At 34.7% G+C, this 18,613-nt stretch carries 10 protein-coding genes; 5 read left to right on the top strand and 5 right to left on the bottom strand.

Annotation, left to right across the window (positions count from 1 at the left end; all coding sequences use genetic code 11):
• Positions 1–70: 70 nt before the first annotated feature.
• Positions 71–2,524 carry a TonB-dependent receptor gene (locus BUA03_RS08840; protein WP_066081823.1) on the top strand — a complete coding sequence of 818 codons (2,454 nt, stop codon included), beginning with the start codon at positions 71–73 and terminating at the stop codon, positions 2,522–2,524.
• 130 nt (positions 2,525–2,654) lie between these two features.
• Here the strand turns inward: BUA03_RS08840 and BUA03_RS16505 are convergent, their stop codons facing one another.
• Positions 2,655–2,816 carry a hypothetical protein gene (locus BUA03_RS16505; RefSeq protein WP_139255638.1) on the bottom strand — a complete coding sequence of 54 codons (162 nt, stop codon included), beginning with the start codon at positions 2,814–2,816 and terminating at the stop codon, positions 2,655–2,657.
• A gap of 258 nt (positions 2,817–3,074) precedes the next feature.
• Here BUA03_RS16505 and fumC point away from each other — a divergent pair, with 258 nt between their 5' ends.
• Positions 3,075–4,472, top strand: a complete 1,398-nt coding sequence (fumC, locus tag BUA03_RS08835; protein ID WP_066081825.1) for a class II fumarate hydratase — start codon at positions 3,075–3,077, stop codon at positions 4,470–4,472.
• 106 nt (positions 4,473–4,578) lie between these two features.
• Here fumC and lpdA read toward each other — a convergent pair whose 3' ends face one another.
• Together lpdA and BUA03_RS08825 are read right to left on the bottom strand one after the other, a co-directional pair.
• On the bottom strand, positions 4,579–5,982 hold the full coding sequence (gene lpdA / locus BUA03_RS08830) for a dihydrolipoyl dehydrogenase (RefSeq protein ID WP_066081438.1): 1,404 nt from the start codon (positions 5,980–5,982) through the stop codon (positions 4,579–4,581).
• Positions 5,983–6,123: 141 nt separating this feature from the next.
• Positions 6,124–6,582 carry an Lrp/AsnC family transcriptional regulator gene (locus tag BUA03_RS08825; protein ID WP_066081442.1) on the bottom strand — a complete coding sequence of 153 codons (459 nt, stop codon included), beginning with the start codon at positions 6,580–6,582 and terminating at the stop codon, positions 6,124–6,126.
• A 274-nt stretch (positions 6,583–6,856) separates the two neighbouring features.
• Here BUA03_RS08825 and BUA03_RS08820 point away from each other — a divergent pair, with 274 nt between their 5' ends.
• On the top strand, positions 6,857–8,056 hold the full coding sequence (locus tag BUA03_RS08820) for an aminotransferase class I/II-fold pyridoxal phosphate-dependent enzyme (RefSeq protein ID WP_066081445.1): 1,200 nt from the start codon (positions 6,857–6,859) through the stop codon (positions 8,054–8,056).
• 393 nt (positions 8,057–8,449) lie between these two features.
• On the opposite strand, the gene BUA03_RS08815 is transcribed toward BUA03_RS08820, so the two are convergent.
• Positions 8,450–14,467, bottom strand: coding sequence for a PAS domain S-box protein (locus tag BUA03_RS08815; protein WP_066081447.1), 6,018 nt, complete (start codon positions 14,465–14,467; stop codon positions 8,450–8,452).
• Positions 14,468–14,789: 322 nt separating this feature from the next.
• The gene (locus BUA03_RS08810; RefSeq protein ID WP_066081450.1) at positions 14,790–16,946 is read right to left on the bottom strand and encodes a catalase; all 2,157 of its coding nucleotides are present in this window, start codon (positions 16,944–16,946) and stop codon (positions 14,790–14,792) included.
• Between the two features lie 554 nt (positions 16,947–17,500).
• Between BUA03_RS08810 and BUA03_RS08805 the strand changes: the two genes are divergently transcribed.
• On the top strand, positions 17,501–17,956 hold the full coding sequence (locus tag BUA03_RS08805) for a MarR family winged helix-turn-helix transcriptional regulator (protein WP_066081827.1): 456 nt from the start codon (positions 17,501–17,503) through the stop codon (positions 17,954–17,956).
• Positions 17,957–17,973: 17 nt separating this feature from the next.
• Complete coding sequence (locus BUA03_RS08800; protein WP_066081453.1) at positions 17,974–18,606, top strand: NAD(P)H-dependent oxidoreductase; 633 nt, start codon at positions 17,974–17,976, stop codon at positions 18,604–18,606.
• Positions 18,607–18,613 lie beyond the last annotated feature (7 nt).

Here is an 18,613-nt window from a genome sequence, read left to right as displayed (position 1 = left end):
TTTATGACAGTAGGCATTAAACAAAAACCAACTTTTAACGTCTAACGTTGTTTAACCAATGTTTATAGAAATGAAAAAAATAAAATCTGTTTTAATTCTTGTTCTCTCATTTAATACCCTTTTTAGTTTTGCCCAGCAAGGGCCTACAGTTCCAAAAATTAAAATTACAGGAAGAGTGGTAGAAAAAATCAGCAAACAACCTCTAGAATATGCTACGATTACTTTTTTAGCTCCTAACAATCCCAAACCCATTGCAGGTGGAATTACAAATCCAAAAGGAGAATTTGAGATTGATATTAAACCAGGTGTTTATGATATAAAAATTGAGTTTATATCTTTCAAGGTGAACGAGATCAAACAGAAAAACCTTAAATCAAATACAAGTCTAGGCCTAATTAGCTTAGAGGAAGATGCAAACCAACTGAATGAGGTTGTCATTCGTTCTGAAAAAACAACGGTTGAGATCAAATTAGATAAAAAAGTATATAATGTAGGTAGTGACCTTATGGTTAAAGGTGGAACGGTTAGTGATGTTTTAGATAATATTCCCTCGGTTTCAGTAGATGTTGAAGGAAACATAAGCCTGCGCGGAAATGAAAATGTTAGAGTATTGATAGATGGAAAACCATCAAACGCGATAAACATAGCTGAAGCATTGCGTTTAATCCCTGCTGATGCCATTGAAAAAGTGGAAGTAATTACCAACCCATCCGCTCGATATGATGCTGAAGGTGGTGGGGGTCTATTAAATATCATCTTAAAAAAAGGTAAAAACTTAGGTTTAAATGGAACCTTTATAGCCTCAACGGGGTATCCCGAAATTTACGGTTTAAGCGGTACTTTAAATTATAAATCAGACAATTTTAATCTTTTTACCACACAATCCTATAATGATCGTAATAATCCTGGAAATGCATTTACAAACTCAAGGTATTTAAATGCTGATAATACAACTCGAGATTACATTTATGAAACTAGAGAAAACGCAAGAAACAACAAAGGTTATAACGGAAATTTTGGTGTAGAATGGTATTTGAACAAATCAACATCATGGACCAATTCCATTAATTACCGTAAAAGCAATGGAAAGAATAAAGATGACGTTTTTCAAAACTATTATGATTCAGGTTTTAATTTTGATTACACTCGCAATCGAATAAATAATGAAAATAGCGACAGTGAAAATGTAGAATTTGCTACCAACTTCATTAAAAAATTCAAAAAAGACGGACACAAATTGTCAATTGACGGATCCTTTTCTACTAATGATGATGTCAATAATGCTATAATTACAGATAAAGACACGAGAACAAGTCTGGTTAAATTTGATAATACTCGAAATGATCAAACTCAAAGTAGAAATTTGCTTCAAATGGATTATGTTTTACCTTTTGGAAAAGGAAGTCAGTTTGAAGCAGGATATCGCGGTGATTTTTCAAAATTACTAACGGATTATCAAGTGGATAATGACGGAGTGATTAACAACGACTTTACTAACACATTAGAATATAAAGAAAAAGTAAATGCTCTTTATACACAATATGGCGTAAAAATTAAAAAATTCTCAGCCCTTTTTGGGTTGCGTTTTGAAGATTCAAATATTGAAATCAACCAATTAGCCACGAATGATTTCAATACTAAAAAATACAATAATTTTTTCCCTAGTGCCTTCTTCACTTATGAAATTTCAGATAAAAGTAGCACTTCAGTCAGTTACAGTCGCAGAATTCAAAGACCTAGAGGCCGATTCTTAAATCCATTCACTAACTTATCCAGCAATATCAATATTTTTGTTGGAAATCCTGATTTAGATCCAGCATTTACTGATGCCATTGACTTTGGTTATATCAAAAGATGGGAAAAATTAACATTCAATACTTCCTTATACCTCAATAAAACAAATGATTCGTTTCAATTTGCCAGAAGAGAATCTGGTAACTTTGTTAACGGCACCCCTATACTTATTAGCACGCCTATCAATTTAGCAACGGAATTCAGAACAGGATTTGAATTTACTTTGAACTTTTCTCCATACAAATGGTGGAAATTAAATGGGAATTTTAATTTCTTTAGAAACGAAACACAAGGTGATTTCACGTATACCGACTTTAACAATAATAAAATCTCACAGAATTTTGACAATACAGCCACTTCGTGGTCTACAAGATTAACCTCTAAAATCACGTTGCCATACAAAATCGATTGGCAAACTAATGCTAGTTATAATGGCCCACAAAACAATGCTCAAGGGAGGAGTTTAGGTGTTTTTGGTGCAAACTTGGCCTTTAGTAAAGACATCATGAAGGACAAAGGAACACTTTCATTTAATATTAGTGATGTGCTCAATTCCAGAAAAAGAATCATGGAAAACAATCTTCCAGGAATTGTAAATTCATACAGTGAAATGCAATGGAGAGAAAGACAGTTTAGTTTATCGTTTACGTACCGTTTTAACAAACCAAAAAACGAAAGAGAAAGACCTAGACAAAATCAAAATGAGGGCGAAGGTGACTATCAAGGATAAAAAACAAGGACTCCCGAAAAGGAGTCCTTGTTTTTTTGCATTAAAACGCGATTTTAAAAACTAAGAAGTATAAAAAAAGGACTCGTAAAAACGGGTCCTTTTTCTGTAACAAAACAGATTATACTGCTTGTTACTCTTGCTTCTTTTTATCTCTTTTCTCTTTGTATGCTTCCCAAGATGCTCCACCTATCCAATAGGATACAAAACCAACTAAAAAGAACATCAACCAAAACCCTATAGTAAGAATGGTTAAGAAAAGTAAAAAGCCTAAATACTGTGAAAATTCAAACATGTTTTCCGGAATTTTTGAATGTAGCCACAAATGTAAGTTTAATTCCTTTTCATACCAATAAAAATGGATAAAAACTACCTATGAATTTTTATAAAAAAGGAATTTTCCGTATTTTTGAACTCAGAGTTTGGAGCTGATCCCGCTGTGCACTCCAATCTTTTCTTTTTTAAAGAAAAAAAGAAAAGGATTTCCTCCCGAAGCTTCGGGACAATCGGGGCTAAAAACCGAATAAACTACATATTTATAAATAACATCAACATGAAATTCAGAATAGAAAAAGACACCATGGGTGAAGTGCAGGTTCCCGCTGACAAGTATTGGGGCGCACAAACAGAACGTTCTCGTAACAATTTTAAGATTGGCCCATCTGCTTCGATGCCGAAAGAAATTATAGAAGGTTTCGCTTATCTAAAAAAAGCAGCTGCATACGCTAATTGTGATTTAGGAGTTTTACCAATCGAAAAACGAGATGCTATTGCGGCCGTTTGTGATGAAATCCTAGCCGGTAAACTTGACAATGAATTTCCATTGGTTATCTGGCAAACCGGTTCAGGAACGCAAAGTAACATGAACGTAAATGAAGTAGTTGCAAATCGCGCTCAGGTATTGAAGGGATTTAACATTGGCGAAGGCGAACAATTCATTAAAGCAAACGATGATGTGAACAAATCACAATCTTCAAATGATACGTTCCCAACTGGAATGCACATTGCCGCATACAAAGCGGTGGTGGAGATTACAATTCCTGCTGTTGAAAAATTAAGAGACACTTTGCACGCCAAGGCTACTGATTTTAAAACAGTGGTAAAAATTGGCCGTACGCATTTAATGGATGCTACTCCGCTTACATTGGGTCAAGAAATTTCAGGATATGTAGCACAATTAAACTATGGTTTAAAAGCAGTTAAAAATACGTTAGCTCACTTATCAGAAGTAGCTTTAGGAGGTACAGCAGTAGGAACTGGATTGAATACTCCAGAAGGATATGACGTAAAAGTAGCGGAATACATAGCGGAGTTTACAGGACATCCCTTTGTAACAGCCGAAAATAAGTTTGAAGCTTTGGCTGCACATGATGCAATTGTAGAAACACACGGTGCTTTAAAACAATTAGCCGTTTCATTGAATAAAATTGCTAATGATGTACGTATGTTAGCTTCAGGACCACGCTCCGGAATTGGAGAAATCCTTATTCCAGAAAACGAACCAGGTTCTTCTATCATGCCAGGAAAAGTAAACCCAACCCAATGCGAAGCTTTGACAATGGTTTGTGCACAAGTTATGGGGAATGATGTCGCCATTTCTGTGGGAGGAATGCAAGGTCATTATGAATTGAATGTTTTTAAACCATTAATGGCAGCAAATTTTTTACAATCGGCTCGTTTATTAGGTGATGCTTGTCTTTCGTTTGACGAACATTGTGCTCAAGGTATTGAACCCAACTACAAACGAATCAAAGAATTAGTAGATAATTCCTTAATGTTAGTTACTGCTTTGAACACTAAAATCGGATATTACAAATCGGCTGAAATTGCTCAGACGGCACATAAAAACGGAACAACATTAAAAGAAGAGGCGGTGCGTTTAGGTTATGTAACTCCAGAAGATTTTGATGCTTGGGTTAAACCTGAAGATATGGTGGGAAGTTTGAAATAAAATCTAGTCAATCGCAAAATAAAAAAATCCCAAATTCCAACTGATACATTGTGGAATTTGGGATTTATTATTTTGTAAATCGGTATTTAAAATATTTGAATTTTAACTACACGTGTAACGCTCTATTGTCTGTAGCGGCAAGCGCAGCCTCCTTCATCGCCTCCGCAAAAGTAGGATGCGCATGAGAGATTCTAGAAATATCTTCGGCAGATGCTTTAAATTCCATTGCAGTCACTGCTTCGGCAATTAAATCAGCACAACGCGCTCCAATCATGTGAACACCTAAAACTTCATCCGTTTTTGCATCAGCAAGAATTTTTACAAATCCGTCTAAATCTCCTCCCGCTCTCGCACGACCTAATGCTTTAAATGGAAAACTTCCAGCTTTGTATTCGATTCCAGCTGCTTTTAACTGCTCTTCTGTTTGTCCTACAGCAGCCACTTCGGGCCACGTGTATACAACTCCTGGAATAAGATTATAATCGATATGTGGTTTTTGACCTGCTAAAATTTCCGCGACCATAGTTCCTTCCTCTTCTGCTTTGTGAGCAAGCATCGCTCCACGAACGACATCCCCAATGGCATAGATATTTGGAACATTCGTTTGCAAATGATCGTTTACCTCAACCATTCCTCGATCTGAAATTTTAACTCCTGCTTTATCAGCATTCAATCCATCGGTATAAGGGCGACGACCTACAGAAACCAAGGCGTAATTTCCTTCTAGCGTAATCGTTTCTCCTTTAGTATTCTCTGCTTGAACAGCAACAATATCCCCATTTCTTTCTACTGATTTCACTTTATGCGAAACGTAGAATTTCATACCTTGCTTTTTCAAGACTTTAGTCAATTCTTTGGACAATGAAGCATCCATTCCTGGAATGATTCTGTCTAGATATTCCACGACAGAAACCTGAGCTCCTAAACGCAAATACACTTGTCCAAGTTCAATTCCAATGACTCCACCACCAATAATAACCAAATGTTTTGGAACTTCAGGAAGTTTCAAAGCTTCAGTAGAAGTGATTATTCTTTCTTTATCTAATTTAATAAAAGGTAAGTTCGATGGTTTAGAACCTGTAGCGATAATTATGTTTTTAGCTTCTACAGTTTCCGAAGTTCCATCTGCTTTTGCAATCGCAATGTGCGTGGCGTCAATAAAGGAACCTAAACCTTCAAAAACAGTAATTTTATTTTTATCCATCAAAAATTTCACCCCACCCACAGTTTGGTCAACTACGGCTTGTTTTCGTGCGATCATTTTTTCTAGATTCACTTTTATTTCCCCAGAAACTTCAATTCCGTGCTCAGCAAAATGCGCTATGTCACTGTAATGATGGGAAGAAGCCAGCAACGCTTTAGAAGGAATACAACCTACATTTAGGCAAGTTCCACCAAGAGCGGCATATTTTTCGATAATTGCTGTTTTGAAACCCAATTGCGCACAACGAATCGCTGCTACATATCCGCCTGGGCCAGAACCTATAATGACTACGTCAAATGAACTCATAGTTTATGTGTTTTTATTTTTAGTACTGCAAAATTAAGGAATTAAGTTATGTTTAAAGTTTAAAGTGTCAGGTTTTTTGATGCGATTTTCAAGTAATTACTATTGCATCATACAAAATTCGTCGCTGCACCTCCATTATCTTTAAAGATCAACAACCGTTGTGCTTTTTACTTCGCTAATCATGAAGGTACTGTGCGTGCTTCCAATATGTTCCAAAGTGGTTAATTTAGTGACCAAAAACTCTCGATACGCTTCCATATCTTTTACCACTATTTTTAAAATATAATCATAATCGCCACTCACGTGATGGCATTCCAGCACTTCCTTTAACTGCACAACTTCACTTTCAAACTTGGTAAGAAACTCTTTGGTATGCTGAATAAGTTTAAGATGACAAAAAACGACAAATCCTTTTTCGACTTTAGAACGGTTGACTAGCACTACATATTTATCGATGATTCCCTCTCTTTCGAGCTTTTTAATGCGCTCATAAACCGCAGTAACCGAAAGGTTGAGCTTTACTGAAAATTCTTTTGTCGTTTTCTTACAATCGGATTGTAATAAATAGAGCAGTTTTTTATCTGTTGAATCTAGTGTCATCTTTATTTAAAGTTGAAATGGAAATAAAATCTATATACATCCTATTTAAGGAGCTAATTTAGATAAATAAAACACATTACATGTTATTTATAGTTTTAAAATCTAATAATAAACAATAGTATTGATTATTAATCTAGAACCGCGTTATTTTGAATAGATTTTGTTACTAACATAATACCCTAGCCCTGATAGCAGTAGAAATCCTTTTCTTTTTTTTAAAAGAAAAGATTGAAACGAATAGCAGGAATAGCTTCAAATAATAATACATACAACTATGAAAAATTTCAATCCCGCAGACAACATTCAGGATTTACAGTACTTTGGAGAATTTGGTGGTGTAAACCCATCCATTTCTGATTCCTCCACATATACGTTTTTATCGGCAAAAACCATGTTTGATACTTTTGAAGGAAATATGGAAGGCTGCTACTTGTACTCGCGCCATTCTTCACCAAGTAATTTGTATTTAGACAAAGCTTTGGCAGCGATGGAAGGAACAGAATCAGCCAATGTTTCGGCCTCCGGAATGGGCGCGATTACCCCTACTCTTTTGCAGTTGTGCGGCGCAGGCGATCACATTGTTTCGAGCAGAACAATTTATGGCGGAACGTATGCTTTCTTGAAGAATTTTACCCCACGATTAGGCATTAAAACTACTTTTGTAGACATTACAAAACTTGCTGTTGTAGAAGCTGCAATAACAGCTGAAACCAAAGTTTTATATTGTGAAACAGTTAGTAATCCGTTGCTAGAAGTAGCTGATATTGAAGGTTTATCTAAAATTGCAAAGCGCCATAATTTAACGCTTGTGGTTGATAATACATTTTCACCATTGTCCGTTTCTCCTGCACGATTGGGTGCTGATATTGTGATTCACAGTTTGACTAAATATATCAACGGAAGCAGTGATACTGTGGGCGGAGTAACGTGTGCCTCGAGAGAATTTATTGATAGTTTAAAAAACGTCAATAGCGGAGCCAGCATGTTACTGGGACCTACGATGGATAGTTTGCGTTCAGCGAGTGTGATGAAAAACTTGCGCACCTTGCATATTAGAATGAAACAACACAGCCATAATGCGCTGTATCTGGCGCAGCGCTTCGAAAACGATGGTATTAAAACAGTTTATCCCGGTTTAGAAAGTCATCCAAGTCACGAAATTTATAAAACGATGATCAATCCAGAATATGGTTTTGGAGGAATGATGACATTGGATGTGGGAACTTTGGCAAAAGCCAATGAATTAATGGAATTAATGCAAGCAAAAAATCTTGGATATCTGGCAGTAAGTTTAGGATTTTATAAAACGTTATTCAGCGCCCCTGGAACTTCGACATCAAGTGAAATCCCTTTAGATGAACAAATAGAAATGGGATTGACTGATGGTTTAATCCGCTTCTCTATAGGATTAGACAATGATATTGAAAGAACCTATCAAATGATGAAAGCGTGTATGATGGAATTGAATATTTAAATATCTTGAAACAATCCTGCTTGTAATAAGCCAGTTTAAAGCCTGTATGCTCAATCATACAGGCATTTGCACTCTCAAAAAAGTAGTGAACACGTTTTTTTAACCTTGCTTTTAAATCATTTATTGAAGGTGAAAGTAAATCGAAGTACCTCATTTATTTTGATGTGGAGCTTATCGTTGAGCAGCTTTCGCTTATCTTCATCAAATCTTACCTAATAATTTTTTTTTACAACCGGCTTAAATTGCAGTTACCTGGCCTAAAAGAATGAAAAAAAAGGAGCGAAAATAATTTTATTTTCACTCCTTTTTTCTCTTTTCTTTTTCAGTTTTTTACCTAATTTCTCACTAGGCGTCAATAATTAAACGCTCTTTTTAAACTTTGTTGAAATAGAATCAATTCTTATTCAACCATTTTTGCAATACTTTTTCTAAATCCAATTGAATAATGGGTTTTGGCAAGTAATCATTCATACCGGCTTGAAGGCATTTTTCTTTATCGCCTACCATTATGCCTGCAGTGATAGCAATTATAGGAATATTTTTAGCCCCTTTTAGTTGTCTAATTTCATCTGTTGCTTCATATCCATTTTTATTTGGCATCTGAATGTCCATTAAAATCACGTCAGGTTTTTCTTTTTTATACATATCGACAGCCTCATTACCATCCTTAGCTTCAAGAATAGTACAATTAGAAATGATTCTTTTGACTAATGTTTTAGCTAGCAGCATATTAATTTTATTGTCTTCCACTATTAAAACTGTAAGATCACTTAACGTTTTCAACGGTGTAGTACCGTCCTTTTTTATGCTTTTGACAAATAACGCAGCCGCATTTTTTTTATGTTTTGCCTTTTTGAATTTAATGACAAAAAAGAAATCGCTTCCATCGCCATATTTACTGATCAGTTGTAGCTTGCTATCCATTAAAGCTAATAATTGATTTGAAATAGCCAACCCTAATCCTGTTCCTCCAAATTTTCTATTGGTGGAATTATCTTCTTGTACAAACGAATTGAATATTTTTTCGTTATTTTGAGTTTTAATTCCCACTCCTGTATCTTTTACAGAAAACTGAATCGTTGACCCTTTTGTATTTGACAAGTCGATTTCGTTAATATCTAATCTTATTTCTCCAAAATTGGTAAATTTAATCGCGTTACTCAAGAGATTCACCAATATTTGTTTCAATCGCACAGAATCAGCCAGAATGTATTGCGGAACGTTATTATTTATGTCAAGTATTAAATCTATCTTCTTTTGGTTTGCTTGGAATTTGAATAAATCTATGACTTGATTTGTCAATTTAAAAAGATTCACCTCCTCAATATTAAGCTCTAATTTTCCAGATTCAATTTTGGAGAAATCCAGTACATCATTGACAATTTCCATTAATGATGTCGCAGATTCATTGACTGTAGTCATATATTCTGCTTGATTTTTTTTCAAATTTGACTTCATTAATAAATGAGTGAATCCAATTATCCCGTTTAATGGCGTTCTGATTTCATGACTCATATTAGCTAGAAAATCAGTCTTTGCTTTGTTTGCGGATTCTGCTAAATCCTTTGCTTTTAGCAGTTCCATTTCCATTACTTTTTGTTCTGTTATATCTATAAAACTTACTACTATTTCATAGATTTCACCCTCTTCGTTACGATCTGGATAACCGTTTACTAATAGCCACACCACATCGTTTTTTACGGAACGATGTACTCCTAAAACAAAATTTTTCAAAGATTTCTTTGTAGCAATAATTTGGTTTACAGGATAGTTGTTCAAAGACAACACTTCATTTTCCTCATCTAAGAAATTCCAAGCAAGATCAGAAGCTTTCATCCCTTTCATTTCATTATTAGCCAATCCCAATAATTCAGCTGCTTTTTGATTATTGACAATGATGGAAGTATCAGCAGCATGAACTAGAATCCCTGCATCAAGATTGTTTAGTAAACCACGGTATCGCTCCTCGCTTTTTAAAAGTGCAAAATCGGAATTTTTTGCCGCAGTAATATCACGTGACAGACAAATAAAGTGAATTTCTTGTGCATCACTTTCCATCATAGGCGCAATTGAAAGTTCAAACCAATGCAATTCCTCATTTAGCTTTAAGGAATATTGTTTTCCGTTAGAATATCCTTCTAGCGAAGCTTCTTTTATAGCAGACAAAATTAAATTAGCTACATCTTTATTTAAAACGTCAGAAAATGTTTTTCCTAAAAAAACTTCTTGAGGCAGCGCTAATAAATCATCGCGGCGAGAATGATAATTAAAAATTTTACCGTTTATGTCTACTTCAAATAACAGGTCAGGAATGGCGCCAAGAATAGCTTCAATTTTTTTATGCATTTTCCTAAATTCGTCGTCCTTTTTTTTACGCTCGCTTATATCCCTCACAATGGCAACAATTCGACCATCAAGAATCATCTTTGCCGTAATTTCTACTGCAATAAAAGATCCTGTTTTGTGAAGCATAGTACGTTCAATCAAGGTTTGTTCGCCGTTTAATAATTCTTTGTACATAATTGGCCTTCTTACAAGTTCGGCATTAGTGTATAAATCTACTATGTTTTTTGTACAAAGTTCCTCTTTACTATACCCTAACATAACACAGGCACTTTCATTTACCTCTAGTAAATGTCCAGCGGCATCATTAATAAAAATAGAGTCTGAAGCTTGATCAATAAGACTTCTATATTTCTCTTCACTTTGTAATAACTGCTCCTTAATATTTTTTAATTCGGTGATTTCGATCATGGCTCCATTTAAACGAATGGCTTTTCCAGATTCATCTCTGGAGATAATTCCTCTATCATAGAAAATTCCATAACTGCCATCTGCCTTTTGAAAACGGAATTCATCTGACCACAAATTTGTCGAACCTACATAAGAATCCTCTAGTTTTTTCACCACTCTTTCGCGGTCATCTGGATGAACCTTGGATCGCCATATAACGCTGTTGTTCTGTCCGTTTGGTAAACTACTCCCAAAGCCTAAAAGAGCAATGAAAGTTTGATTGTTCCAACTTTCTCCTGTTAGTATATTGTATTCAAATACTGCATCATTAGTTGCTGCAGAGATCATTTCAAATCTTTCGTTTGCAATTTTTATTTTTCCCTCTGCTTTCTTGACTTCAGAAAGATCCAATCCCATTCCTAAGAGACACCTCTTTCCTTTATACTCAAAAGCATGAGAATTAATGTAATACGGAATTTTATCTTTATTTTTTGTTAATAATTTGACTTCTAATCCAGGTGATTTAATTTTAAAGACCGTCTTTAATCTTGTTTTTATTATTTCTTTATAGTCTTCATCATAAAAATCTATCGCTTCCATTTGACCAATTTCAGCTGCACTATAACCCGTAACTGTCTCAAAATTTTTATTCCACTTGACAAAATTTCCTGATTCGTCATAAAGATAAAAAACACCAGGAAGGTTATTGATTATCAGTTCCGAAAGTTGTTTTTCCTTCAAAATGGCATCTTCAGCAATCTTGCGCTCTGAAATATCAGTAATAGTACCAATATATCCTACGATCTCATTTCTGACATTTTTTTCCGGAATCGCCTGGCCCATAACCCAAGCTATTGATCCATCTGGACGCACAAAACGATACTCTGACAATGACGTTTCAAGATCATTTGTTGCTTCCTCCCATCCTTGCGCTACTATTTTTTTATCCTCCTCATGAACAGCCTTTAACCAGCCCTTACCCATAGCTTCTTTAAAAGACAATCCAGAAATTTGACACCAATAGGGATTAACATACGTAGTATCTCCTTTTGTATCTGTGCGGAAAATTCCAACTGTAGAAACTTCCGTTAAGGTGTGATATCTTTGCTCACTATCAAATATATCTTCTTCCGCTTTTTTGCGTAGTGCTTCTTTTTCAAAAATTTCTAATGCAAAAGCCACATCGCCTGTCGCTTCCTCTAGTAATGCGATTTCCTCTTTATCAAAAAAGTTTTTCTCCTCTGCATAGAAAGAAAAAGCACCAATTGCTTTTCCAAATTTTTTTATTGGAACTGACATTACAGATAAATATCCTCTCTCCAATGCTTCTTCTTTCCAAGGCAGCATCATTAAATCGTTTTCAATATCATTACAAACTACCGATTTGCCTAGTCTAATGGCACAACCTGCTGGCCCCCTTCCTAGTGGCTTATCATTTATTGTTATCGTTTTAATTTTAGAGAAATAACCATGATCATCTCCTACAATCTTTGCAGGTATCACTTCTTTAGTAACCTCATCTACAATTCCAACCCATGCCATTTTAAATTTTCCTAAATCAACTGCGATAGTACATGCTTCCGTAAACAAAGTTTCTTGATCAGTAGTTCTCACAATCATCTGGTTAATCTGACTGATAAACAAATAAAGCCGATTGGCTTTAATGATTTTTTGCTTTGCTAAAATTCTTTCAGTAACATCCGTAACAATTCCATGGCAAATCACTGTTCCTTCAGGCTCAACTAGGGGTAATGAGTTTACTTCATGCCATACCATTCCTTTTTTAGGGTGCAAATAACGGTACTCTCCTTTGAGGGGAATTAACTTGGATTTAGTTTCATTTATGCTCCACATCACGCTCTCCAAATCATCTGGATGAATTAATCCGAAAATTTTTGTTGCATCAAACTCAATCTCTTCGTGTGTATACCCATATATTTCTCCAATAGCATGGCTAGCATACGGATAACATAATGTACCGTCTCTATTTTGCCGCATCGAATAGATCAATCCTGGTGCGGTAGCCGCAATCTTAGCGAATTTTTCTTTTTCTTTTACTAAGGTCTCATTGGCCACTACACTTTCAGTGACATCTCTTAAATTGGCAACGATACCATTCACACCACTGTACTCCATCATATTATTGAGGACTCCTTGTAACCAAATATAATTTCCATTTTTGTGCCTAACCTGAAATAAAACGGGATGTGGATTTCCTGGATTATCCAAAGCTTTCTGTAACATTTCATGAACATATACTAAATAATCAGGATGAAAATATTCTTGCTCCGGTAAACTTTCATATTCTTCGTGTGAGTATCCGTTAACACGAACTGACGAAGGGTTGCGAAATAGAGTATTTAAATTTTCATCGATGACCGTTATAATACTGTCATTGTTTTCCACCAATGCTCGAAAGCGTTTTTCGCTTTCTTTTATTTTCTCTTCGACTTTTTTATTTTCAGTAACGTCTTTAACAAAACCTAAAAATCGGTCCTCCGAGAGCTTTACTGCATCAATGAAGCAAAATATTTCGGATCCATTTTTACGAACAATTTTAATCTCCCCCTTTATCGCGCCTGTTTCTTGTAAAAATTGAAATTTTTGCAAGGTAGCATCAGCTTGGTCCACTGATGATAGATCGCCAAATTTCATCAGTAAAAGTTCTTGCTCAGAATATCCCGTTAATGTAGAAGCAGCTTGGTTTACTTCAATATAGTTTCTATTTTGATCGATGACAAAAATCCCATCTGGAGCATTTTCAAGGTAATACTTAAACTTAGCATCGCTTTCTTGCTCAATTAGTTTAAGTTTATAGTCTATCACTGCCACTTCTTGCTCTTTTGTTGACTGCTCGATTAGTTTTTTCTCTGTGATGTCCTGAGTATTGCCTCTAAGTTTAACAACATTTCCCTTGTTATCTAGTACCGGTGTTACAATAATCGTGAGCCATTTTATTCTTTTTTTCGAAAAAATCGCGCACTGCTCTGATTCAAACGATTTTTTATCAAGCCTAGATTGTTCGATTTTATTCTGAAAAATAACAAGATCCTCCTTCGCAAAACGACTTAAATATCCCTCGAATAAATTTTGCTCTAATTTTCCATCAATTTCGTAAATAGAATACAATTCCTTAGACCAAACCATTTTGTTATCAATTAAATCTAATTCCCATGTTCCTATCTTGGCAATTTTTTGGGCAATGTTTAGTAGATTTTCACTGAAAATTAAATTTTCTTGAGCTTTTCTCTTTTCGGTAATATCTCTTCCAATTCCATAAATAATTTGCATCGGCAGATTTACGCTGAAAATCCAATGAATAACAACAGTTTCTCCATTTTTTTTAATACACCTATTTTCGAAATTTAATGAAGTTTGATTTTTGGATAATCTTTCGACTTCCGCAGCTGTATTTTTTTGATCTTCGGGATGAACGAATGTAGCAAATGGATTGTTAAGGAACTCCTGCTCTGTATACCCAAATTTAAGGACAAAATCTGGATTTATTTCTTTAAAGTAGCCACCAGAACCTAATACACAGAGCATATCTTCCGATTCTTTTGCCAAGAATTCAAAATTGGATTTTTTATGTTCTCCATTCTTTAACCGAATTATCTCTAATTCTTGTTCCTGTATTTTTTTGAGCAATTCATCGTACGTTGGTTTGGCCTCATTCATACCCACAAAATTGAAATAATTAGCAATAAATTTATTGTAAAGGCTAAATGTAATAAAATAAAAACAACATATAAAATTAGGTTCGCTTTTATAAAAAAAATTTAAAACTTACGCTTCACTTCTGCTGAAGCAATAAGCAATGAAAAATGCAACGACTTCTCTACTTACTTAATTACGTTATAAAGCATAACTTACAATTTCTCTTTTTATAGAATCTATTTAGTTGCGAGTATTCTAATTCTTTATAAAATACAAAAACCGAAATTTTCATTTCGGTTTTTTCTTGACTGTATGCTTCGGTTATAAAATAAAAAAAATTCCACTATAGCTCTTCTTCACGATCCCAAAAACGATGTTTGCCCATGGCTTCTATAAAAGAAGTTGTAAAGGTTTTATCTGGATTTTTTGAATTAATAATTATTCCATTTTCACCCTCTGTAGAATCCAATTTGTCTGTACGTTTTGTGTTGCTAAATATATCTGATTCGTCAGCACCAATAACTTTACAATGTTTATAGGCCTCATTTATAAATTCGATTACTGCGTCATTGGAATTCATGAATTTAGCATTTTTCCCCCCTGGAATATATACTGCATCAAATAAAACTGAGGAAGCAATTAGAAAACTTTGATCTACTTTGACTTCACTTCCATCGTCCGTTTTTATGCTGCCTAAATGTGGTGCTATAATTTTTATACTCGCTCCTTCTTTTTCTAATGCGGTTTTCATAGCATTAATTGAAGCCCTATCAGCGCCCTCTGAGCATAAAAATGCAACTTGTCTACTCGCAATTGTTTTGGACAGGGTTTTGCTTTTAAGCATACTCAATGCATCGGAGGATTTCACGCTTTGTGGAACTTTTTTAGGTTCGTATTTTTGTTTGTCTGCATTCGCGCCAACACCATGATTCATCGGTTTTTCAGGACTCTTTGGCACCTTAAGCCCTAGACCTTTGGCTACTTTGTCTGTCAGAGTGGTATCTATTTGAGATAATAGTCCAAGCATGCGGGTTTGAATTGCCGTAGTCTCTAATTTACCTAGTTCAAAGCGCAACGCATTTATGATATGATTTTTTTCTATTTGAGTCTGACTGTTATAGAATAATGTTGCTTGACTGAAATGATCCGAAAAACTTTCGCTGCGGTCACGCACTTTTTGGGCATCAATTCTTTCATTAAAACTGGCAAAACCTCCCTCTTCAATTTTTGCCTGAAAAGGACAGCCACCACCTAAAGAATTCGGGTGATAACTCACTCTGCCTACATTGATTTCCTGACGCATGTGTCCGTCACGCTGGTTATTGTGCATCGGGGCAATGGTTCTATTAATTGGAATTTCATGAAAATTTGGACTCCCTAAGCGCGATAATTGCGTATCTGTATAAGAAAATAAACGTCCTTGCAGTAAAGGGTCGTTTGTAAAATCGATTCCTGGAACAATATGACCAGGGTGAAAAGCCACTTGCTCTGTCTCAGCAAAGAAATTATCTGGATTTCGGTTGAGAACCATTTTTCCAATTATGGTAACTGGAACTAATTCTTCGGGTACTAACTTAGTGGGATCTAATAAATCAAAATCAAATTTGTGTTCATCGGCATCTGGTATAATTTGAACTCCTAATTCCCATTCAGGAAACTGTCCGTTCTCGATAGCCTCCCATAAATCCTGACGATGAAAGTCTGAATTTTTCCCTGATATTTTTTGGGCTTCATCCCAAGCGACTGCATGTGTTCCCAATTTTGGTTTCCAATGGAACTTAACAAAATGAGATTCGTTTTCTTTATTTACAAAGCGGAAGGTGTGAACACCAAAACCCTCCATCATTCTTAAGCTTCTGGGTATTGCTCTATCAGACATCACCCACATAATGGTATGCATCGTCTCTGGCATTAAGGAAATAAAATCCCAAAAAGTATCATGTGCTGAGGCAGCTTGCGGCATTTCGTTATTCGGTTCCGGCTTGACGGCATGAATTAAATCAGGAAACTTTATAGCATCTTGAATAAAAAACACGGGGACATTATTTCCAACTAAATCATAGTTGCCTTGTTCCGTGTAAAATTTTACCGAAAATCCTCTAATATCGCGTGCTAAATCTGTAGAACCTCTAGATCCTGCTACTGTTGAAAACCGAGTAAAAACAGGAGTTTTAATGCTTGGATCTTGAAGAAATCCTGCCTTGGTGTATTTCTCCATAGATTCATAAACCTGAAAATAACCGTGTGCTGCTGAACCTCGGGCGTGTACAATTCTTTCAGGGATTCTTTCATGGTCAAAATGGGTGATTTTTTCTCTTAAAATAAAATCTTCCAACAGTGAAGGGCCACGTTCACCAGCTTTTAAGGAATTCGTGTCATCATTGATTTTTAAACCCTGATCCGTAGTCATAAAATGTTCAGTACCATCCGATTTATTTAAATTTAAATCCTGTTGCTTCCTGTTTTCAGCATCGTCTAGGTCTTTTTTGGTGTTTTTCATTTTGCCAATTTTTTAGCGTTTGTAATTATTATAAATTTACACTTTTAAAAAATTATCTGTTTATATAATTCTAATAAAATTTTACAATATTATTTTATAAAAAATTATAAATAATTGATTTACAATTTTTTATAATTAAAAAAACACTTTGAGGAAATAAATCATCATCAAAATAAACCTAGTTAAATTAAAGTTTATTGCAAATGGGAGGAGTTAAAATTATACTGAAATGGGAACAAAAATTACTTTTTATCTCCTTGCAAGATATTTCATTTTAAGCCTAGAATAATTCTGGTACGCGTTTTGAATCTAAAACTGGAGTAGTAATCATAAATTTTTATATACAGTAGGATTATAGAAATCGAAATGCATTTATGTGGATTCAAAAAATAATACAACAATAGTACAATGTAAATGACTATATAAAAGTAAAAAACTTACAAAAAAGCGCTTTTGGGTAAGCAAAAAATGATTTTTAAGAAAAATAACAAACATTTGTATATACAATTATAAAATACGTTATATTTGTACCAACAAATGACATGGCAATAGAAATGAAAATTGAAGAAATCTTAAAATCCACTGTACCGATGGATAATTCCAAAAAAATTATTCTGAACGTTATGTACACACAAAATGTTATTGTGGAAAATTTTAATGAAATATTAAAACCTCATGACATATCAGGAGAACAATATAATGTCCTTCGCATCTTAAGAGGGCAAAAAGGAAATCCGGCAAATATGTCCATGATTCAGGAACGAATGCTTGCGAAGACCAGTAATACGACTCGATTAGTTGATAAATTATTATTAAAAGATCTTGTCACGAGAAAAGTATGTCCTGAAAACCGACGTAAAATAGAAGTGGTGATTACACAAAAAGGACTTGCTGTTCTGACAGCTTTAGATCCAATAGTAATAGCACATGAAGAATTTTTTTCGCGAAATTTATCGCCTGAAGAAATCGTTCAACTAAATCACTTATTAGAAAAATACAGAAACCAATAAAAAATAATAAATACACTATGAATACTTTTTTAGAAAATCAAAATTGGAGATACGCAACGAAAAAATTTGATGCTACAAAAATAATAACAACGCAAGACTTAATGATATTAAAAGAAGCAATTCGCTTGAGTTCTTCTTCGTATGGCTTACAACCGTATAAAGTAATCATCGTAGAAAATCCAGAATTAAGAGCCAAAATCCAACCTTCAGCTTGGGGACAATCACAAATAGTTGAAGCTTCGCATTTAATTGTTTTTGCCAATGAAACTAACTTTGGTGATGTTGGAATAGACAATTATATCAAAAACACGAGTGAAACAAGAGCGGTTCCTGTTGAAAGTTTACAAGGGTATGCTTCTTTTATTAAATCAAATATATTAACTCTTCCAGAAGAGGCCAGAAATACCTGGACTTCAAAACAGACGTATTTAGCCTTAGGTAATTTGTTAAATGCTGCTGCAGAGCTTAAAATAGACGTAACCCCTATGGAAGGTTTTGTTGATACTGAAGTAAATGAAATATTAGGTTTGGACCAATTAGGACTAAATGCAACTTTACTGGCAACTCTTGGTTACAGACACGATCAGGACGCAACACAGTATTACAAAAAAGTTAGAAAATCAAACGACGAATTGTTTATTACATTATAATTATTAA

The organism is Flavobacterium fryxellicola (assembly GCF_900143245.1).
Taxonomy (GTDB): domain Bacteria; phylum Bacteroidota; class Bacteroidia; order Flavobacteriales; family Flavobacteriaceae; genus Flavobacterium; species Flavobacterium fryxellicola.
This window is presented reverse-complemented; position numbering and strand designations above follow the sequence as displayed.

Coding starts and splice junctions, on each gene's coding strand:
- BUA03_RS08840 (WP_066081823.1), top strand. CDS start 71: ATGAAAAAAATAAAATCTGTTTTAATTCTTGTTCTCTCATTTAATACC.
- BUA03_RS16505 (WP_139255638.1), bottom strand. CDS start 2,816: ATGTTTGAATTTTCACAGTATTTAGGCTTTTTACTTTTCTTAACCATT.
- fumC (WP_066081825.1), top strand. CDS start 3,075: ATGAAATTCAGAATAGAAAAAGACACCATGGGTGAAGTGCAGGTTCCC.
- lpdA (WP_066081438.1), bottom strand. CDS start 5,982: ATGAGTTCATTTGACGTAGTCATTATAGGTTCTGGCCCAGGCGGATAT.
- BUA03_RS08825 (WP_066081442.1), bottom strand. CDS start 6,582: ATGACACTAGATTCAACAGATAAAAAACTGCTCTATTTATTACAATCC.
- BUA03_RS08820 (WP_066081445.1), top strand. CDS start 6,857: ATGAAAAATTTCAATCCCGCAGACAACATTCAGGATTTACAGTACTTT.
- BUA03_RS08815 (WP_066081447.1), bottom strand. CDS start 14,467: ATGAATGAGGCCAAACCAACGTACGATGAATTGCTCAAAAAAATACAG.
- BUA03_RS08810 (WP_066081450.1), bottom strand. CDS start 16,946: ATGAAAAACACCAAAAAAGACCTAGACGATGCTGAAAACAGGAAGCAA.
- BUA03_RS08805 (WP_066081827.1), top strand. CDS start 17,501: ATGAAAATTGAAGAAATCTTAAAATCCACTGTACCGATGGATAATTCC.
- BUA03_RS08800 (WP_066081453.1), top strand. CDS start 17,974: ATGAATACTTTTTTAGAAAATCAAAATTGGAGATACGCAACGAAAAAA.